Source organism: Streptomyces sp. PA03-6a, from assembly GCF_033792765.1.
Lineage (GTDB): Bacteria > Actinomycetota > Actinomycetes > Streptomycetales > Streptomycetaceae > Actinacidiphila.
Genome location: NZ_JARAVK010000391.1, coordinates 1 through 5725, shown reverse-complemented (window position 1 = coordinate 5725; position 5725 = coordinate 1). Strand labels below are relative to the sequence as shown.

Sequence of the window (5725 nt, the reverse complement as noted above, 5' to 3'; positions counted from 1 at the left end):
GGCGGCGGGGGCCGGGCGGCCACGGGACGCCGCCGGCTCGGGTACGGGGCGGTCCACGGGCTCCGCGGCCGCCCCGTGCGCGGACTCGTTCACGGCTTCGCTCACGACGCGTCCTCCCCGCTCCCAGCTCCCTCGTCCTCGTCCGCCGCGTGCGCGTTCCACCAGGGCAGCACCTGGAAGGTGGTGCGCGTGTCGATCTCCTCGGGGCTCCAGGTGGGGGCCGCGACCGGCGTGGTGCCGGTGCGCACCTGCAGGCGGACGACGTCGCCGCCGTCGAGCCGGGGCCCGATGCGGTCCTCCACGATGCGTTCCAGGTACTGCCTGCTCAGCTCGCCGCGCACGCCGATGGGCTTGTCCTTCTCACCGTGGGAGGCGGCGTAGAAGCTCCACGCCCGGCGCAGCTCGTTCTGCTGGGTGTGGCTGGGCAGGACGTTGTGCCTGATGGCGGCGATGTCCATGGCCGTGAGGTCGATCCAGCCGGTCACCTGGTCGGTGCCGTCGTCCTTGTGGACATCGGCGCGCGCCCAGACGTGGATGTTCTGCTGGAGCGGATTGGGTGCGAAGAGCTTCCAGTTCTGCTCGAACTCGGGGTAGATGTAGCTGCCCACCAGGTCGCCGTGCTTCTTGGTGGCGGTGTTCGTGGGCGCGACGTGCAGGAAGACCATGAGCAGGTGCACCGCGACGCCGACCGCGGTCGCGGCCAGCGCCAGCGCGACCACGGCCCGGGCCGGTGGCGACAGCGCGGCTATCCCGGCCGGTCCCCCGGACTCCTCGGGTGGCTCCATCGTGGTTCTCCGCTCGTGTTCCCCGTGTCCGCTCAGCACGGAACGGTACTCATGCCACACACGTGCGGTACAGCCGTCCCGGTCAGCACGGGCCGCGGGCGCCACGGGCAGGGGCAGGGAGACGGCGACGGGGATGTGGACTTCCCCGCCCGGTCCGCCTAATCTGACACACCGTCAGAATGGACGCGTCCGGGAGGTCGGGCCATGGACTTCAGCTTCAGCGAGGAGCAGCTGGCGGCCGTCGAGGCGGCACGGGCGGTGTTCTCCGGCGTGTCCCCCGACGCCGTACCGAGCCCCGCGCTCACCGCCGGCGCGGTGGCGGAGGACTTCGACCGCCCGCTGTGGCGCCGGCTGGCCGCCGCCGACCTCCTCGGGCTGGTGCTCGACGAGGCGTACGGCGGGGCCGGTCTCGACCCGGTCGCACTGTGCCTGGTGCTGCGCGAGGCCGGGGCCGTACTCGCCCGGGTGCCGCTGCTGGAGACCTGTGCCGCCGCACTCGCCGTGCAGGGCGACGGCCCCGAGGAGCTGCGCGCCCGGCTGCTGCCCGCGGTCGGCCGCGGCGACCTCGTCCTGACCGTCGCCTCCGCGGGCCGCACCGGCCACGACGGCGCGGAGCTCGCCGTCACCGCGCGGCCCGTGGACGCGGACGCGGACACGGACGGGCACGGGCACGGCGCCGCCCGCGACTGGCTGCTCGACGGCGTCCAGACCGCCGTCCCCTGGGCCCCGCACGCCGACCTCGTCCTGGTCCCGGCCTCCGCCGCCGGAGGCCGTACGGTCATCGCCCTCGTCCCGCGCGAGGCGGTCACCACGGCCGAACAGATCTCGACCAGCGGGGAGCGCCACGCCGAGCTCCGGCTGGACGCCGTCCGCGTCCCCGCGGGCGACGTGATCACCGCCGACGGCGCCTGGGACCGGCTGCGCCGGCTGCTGACCACCGGCACCTGCGCCCTGGCGCTGGGGCTGGGCACCGCCGTCCTGCGCATGACCGGCGCCTACACCGCCAAGCGCGAGCAGTTCGGGCACCCGCTGGCCACCTTCCAGGCGGTGGCCATGCAGTCCGCCGACCGCTACATCGACCTGCAGGCGATGGAGGTCACCTGCTGGCAGGCCGCCTGGCGGCTGGACCCCGCCGACGTCGCGGTCGCCAAGATCTGGGCCTCGGAGGGCGTACGACGGGTGGTGCAGACCGCGCAGCACCTGCACGGCGGCTTCGGCGCCGACACCGACTACCCGCTGCACCGCTACCACGCCTGGGCCAAACAGCTGGAGCTCTCCCTCGGCCCCGCCGCCGCCCACGAGGAGGAGCTGGGCGATCTGCTGGCCGCCGAGGCCTGACGGCCTCCGGGGCCGCCGCGCAAGGCCTCAGAGCACGTGCGCCGGGCCCGCGCCGTCCGTCACCAGCGGGCGGCCCGCGGCCTCCCAGCCGAGCATGCCGCCGTCGACGTTCACCACGTCGAGGCCCTGCGCGATCAGGTACTGGGCGACCTGCGCCGAGCGGCCGCCGACCCGGCACACGACGTGCACCCGGCGGTCCGCCGGGACCTCCTCGATGCGGGCCACGACCTCGCCCATCGGGATGTGCACCGCGCCCTCGGCGTGCCCGGCGTCCCACTCGTCGTGCTCCCGGACGTCGAGCAGGTAGCCGTCGGCGGGGACCTGCGCCGCGTCCACCGCGGGCAGCTGGGCGTAGAACATGGAACGGACTCCTTCGGTCGGGGCGTGCACGTCGAACGTACCCGACGCGCTAATCGGACCCCTTCGAGGAGCGCACCAGCTCCGCCAGCCGGGCCTCCCGGTTGGCGACCTGGTTGAGGAGGTTCTCCGCGATCTCGTTGAGCAGCCCGTCCGGGTCCTCCGGGGCGAGCTTCATCATCTGCGCGATCGCGCTGTTCTCCAGGTCGGCGGCGAGCGCGGCGAGCCGCTCCTTGCGCTGCGCGAGCCACTCCAGCCGCGCGTACAGCACCTCGGCCTCGCTCGGCTGCTCCTCCTCCGGGACCGGCCCGGCCTCCCACTCCTCCGCGAGCTCCCGCAGCCGCTGCTCGTCGGCGTAGGTGTACGCCTCGTTGACCCGAGCGATGAACTCGCTGCGGCGCTCGACCTCGGCCTCGTCCTGCGCCAGGTCCGGGTGGGCCTTGCGGACCAGCTCGCGGTAGAGCCGCTGCGCCTCCTTGCCGGGCCGTACGCGGCGCGGCGGGTTCGGGTCCTCCTGGGGCCGGACCCCGTCCGAGCCGAGCAGGCCCTCGAAGAGCTCCTCCACCCCCGGCATCGGCATCACGAGGGCGCGCGCCTCCCAGGCGCGCTGGATGTCCTCGCGGGAGCCGCTCTTGGCCGCGACCGCCTCCGCGATCAGCGCGTCGAGCTCGTCGAGCCGGGCGTACATCGGGCCGAGCTTCTGGTGGTGCAGCCGGGAGAAGTTCTCGACCTCCACCCTGAAGGTCTCCACGGCGATCTCGAACTCGATCAGGGCCCGCTCGGCGGCACGCACGGCCTGGGCCAGCCGGTCCTGGGGTTCGGAGGATGCGGCGGCCGACTCGGTGCCGGGGGCCGACTCGGTGCCGGGAGAATTCGTCACCGGTCCAGCCTACGAGGAGTGGGGGGCGCCGGTCACAGGGTACGGCCTGGTACCTGCCCCGGCACACCGGCGCCCGGGCCCTCACACACCCTGTTCCGCGGCGATCCGCCCGGCCCGTACCTCCGCCACCAGCTCGGCGTGGTCCGCCTCGGTCCGGTCGGCGTACGCGACCGCGAAGGCCGCGACCGCCTCGTCGAGTTGCCCGCCCTTGCCGCAGTAGCCCGCGATCAGCCGGGGGTCCGCGGAGTGCGCGTGCGCCCGGGCCAGCAGCGCACCCGTCATCCGCGCGTAGTCGTCTATCAAGCCGGCTTCCAGCTCCGCGGGGTCGACGCTGCCCTTGCGGTTGCGGAACTGCCGTACCTGGTGGGGACGGCCGTCCACGTCGGCCCAGCCCAGCAGGCTGTCGCTGACGACCTGCATGCGTTTTTGGCCCAGCACGACGCGCCGTCCCTCGTGCTCCACCGCGGGCGCGTCGAACCCGGCCTTCCCCAGGTACGGCAGCAGCGCGGAGGGCCGGGCCTCCTTCACCTGGAGCACCAGCGGCTGACCGAGGTGGTCCAGGAGCAGCACCACGTACGACCTCGTGCCCACGCTGCCCGTCCCGACCACCCGGAACGCCACGTCGTGCACCGCGTACCGGGCCAGCAGCGGCCGCCGGTCCTCACCGATCGTCGCGAGGTAGCCGCCGTCCGACAGGGCTCCGGCGACCGCCGCCGCCTCCCCGTCCGGCACCCGGCGCAGCACCGGGGGCGCGTCGATGAAGCGGCGGCCGCCGCCCTCGACCTCCTCCGTGGCCCGCGCCGCGAACTTGGCGCTGGTGTTGCGGCGCGCCTTCCCGGCCACCAGGCGCAGCGTGCCCGCCAGGTCGCGGGCGTCGGCGTGCGTGACCAGCTCCTCGTCGGCGATGGCGTGCCAGGCGTCCAGCACGGGCATCTTCGCCAGCAGCCGCATGGTGCGCCGGTACGCGCCCACCGCGTCGAAGGCGGCGCCCCGGCACGCGTCCTCGTCCGCCCCGGCCTCGCGCCCGGCCAGCACCAGGGAGGTGGCGAGCCGCTTGACGTCCCATTCCCAGGGGCCGTGGACGGTCTCGTCGAAGTCGTTGATGTCCATGACCAGCCGGCCGAGGTGGTCCCCGTACAGGCCGAAGTTGGCGGCGTGCGCGTCACCGCAGATCTGGGCGCCGATCCCGGTGACCGGGCCGCCCGCGAGGTCGGCCGCCATCAGCCCGGCCGAGCCGCGGAGGAAGGCGAAGGGGCTCGCCGCCATCCTCCCCACCCGCAGCGGGACGAGTTCCGGGATGCGTCCGAGGCTCGACTCCCGCACCGCCTCCACCGCGCCCGGCCGGTCGGCGCCCGGAGTGAACACCGCGTGCGCCTCGCGCGGCACCGCCTCCCGCAGCGCCTTGCCCTCCCGCTTGGGCGCGCCGTCGTGCGGCCATCTCTGGAACCCCGCGATGTGCGGAAGCCTGTGCTCCACGTGCTCGTCCTCCCCACGGGCCATGCCCGGTTGGTCACTCCTGGGGGCAATCTAGCCATTTACCGGACCGCGTCCGATGTTTCATGCTTGCCTGGACGGTGAAGACCCGACCCTGATGCTCCTTCAGCCTTCCGCGCCGAACCGCAGCCGAACCGCAGGTGCCCGACGTTGGACGAGATGACCAGGCTTCCCACGACCACGACCCCGCTCGCAGCCACCGGTGTCTCCGCGCTCGTACGCCTCGCCGTGCTCTGCGTCGGCCCCGACGGTGACATCTCGTACTGGAACCGCGGTGCCGAGGAACTCTTCGGCCACCGCTGGGAGGGCGTGTTCGGCCGCCCGGCGGCCGGACTGCTGCCGCACACCGCGGGCCGGCACCCCGGTGAGCAGGACGCCCTGGAGGTGCTGGACGAGTTCACCCGGTCCGCCTGGGCCGGATCGCTGCCCACCACCGACCGCGACGGCGGCGTCAAGGACGTGGTGTGGTGGTCCTACCGCATCATGGAGCCGGCCGGCCGGAGCCTGCTGGTGATCGCCGCCAACGCCCGCCCGTTGCGCGACACCGGGCCGCGCCTCGCGCTCGGCGACCACCTGCTGCCCTACACCGCCGACGGCACCACCGCCCGCGGCGCCGTCCGCATCATCCCGCGCCTCGCCCCGGCCGCCGACCCCGCGCACGCCGAGCACCTGGCCGGCCGGCTCGGCTCGGTGCTGCCCCGGGTCAGCGCGGGCCGGCTGGACCGGATCGTGCGTCAGATCGTGCCCCTGGGCTACCCGGCGGTGGAGGTCGACGGCACCGTGCTGCTCCCCGTGCTCCCCGAGGAGCACGGCACGACCGTGGCCCAGCCCGCCGCGAACCCCGCCACCGGCCGCACCGCACGGCCCACCC

The 5725-nt window shown here is 74.4% G+C and carries 6 protein-coding genes; 2 read left to right on the top strand and 4 right to left on the bottom strand.

All coding sequences use genetic code 11. From position 1 onward, the window contains the following. Positions 1 to 101 precede the first annotated feature (101 nt). The gene (locus PV350_RS43805) at positions 102 to 785 is read right to left on the bottom strand and encodes a DUF5819 family protein (RefSeq protein ID WP_500338949.1); all 684 of its coding nucleotides are present in this window, start codon (positions 783 to 785) and stop codon (positions 102 to 104) included. 204 nt (positions 786 to 989) lie between these two features. Here PV350_RS43805 and PV350_RS43800 point away from each other — a divergent pair, with 204 nt between their 5' ends. Further along, positions 990 to 2123, top strand: coding sequence for an acyl-CoA dehydrogenase family protein (locus PV350_RS43800; RefSeq protein ID WP_500338947.1), 1134 nt, complete (start codon positions 990 to 992; stop codon positions 2121 to 2123). 27 nt (positions 2124 to 2150) lie between these two features. Here the strand turns inward: PV350_RS43800 and PV350_RS43795 are convergent, their stop codons facing one another. The 3 genes from PV350_RS43795 to PV350_RS43785 all read right to left on the bottom strand — a co-directional run bounded on the left by PV350_RS43795 (position 2151) and on the right by PV350_RS43785 (position 4860). Then, positions 2151 to 2483: a rhodanese-like domain-containing protein gene (locus PV350_RS43795; RefSeq protein WP_499512856.1), complete on the bottom strand. Its 333-nt coding sequence runs from the start codon at positions 2481 to 2483 to the stop codon at positions 2151 to 2153. Positions 2484 to 2532: 49 nt separating this feature from the next. Then, positions 2533 to 3360, bottom strand: a complete 828-nt coding sequence (locus tag PV350_RS43790) for a hypothetical protein (RefSeq protein WP_499512857.1) — start codon at positions 3358 to 3360, stop codon at positions 2533 to 2535. Between the two features lie 81 nt (positions 3361 to 3441). Continuing rightward, positions 3442 to 4860 (bottom strand): DUF2252 domain-containing protein, encoded by a 1419-nt coding sequence (locus PV350_RS43785; protein WP_500338945.1) that lies wholly within the window; start codon positions 4858 to 4860, stop codon positions 3442 to 3444. 153 nt (positions 4861 to 5013) lie between these two features. Here PV350_RS43785 and PV350_RS43780 point away from each other — a divergent pair. Continuing rightward, positions 5014 to 5725 (top strand): PAS domain-containing protein (locus tag PV350_RS43780; RefSeq protein WP_500338944.1); only part of this gene is annotated, 712 nt, incomplete at its 3' end.

Coding starts and splice junctions, on each gene's coding strand:
- PV350_RS43805 (WP_500338949.1), bottom strand. CDS start 785: ATGGAGCCACCCGAGGAGTCCGGGGGACCGGCCGGGATAGCCGCGCTG.
- PV350_RS43800 (WP_500338947.1), top strand. CDS start 990: ATGGACTTCAGCTTCAGCGAGGAGCAGCTGGCGGCCGTCGAGGCGGCA.
- PV350_RS43795 (WP_499512856.1), bottom strand. CDS start 2,483: ATGTTCTACGCCCAGCTGCCCGCGGTGGACGCGGCGCAGGTCCCCGCC.
- PV350_RS43785 (WP_500338945.1), bottom strand. CDS start 4,860: ATGGCCCGTGGGGAGGACGAGCACGTGGAGCACAGGCTTCCGCACATC.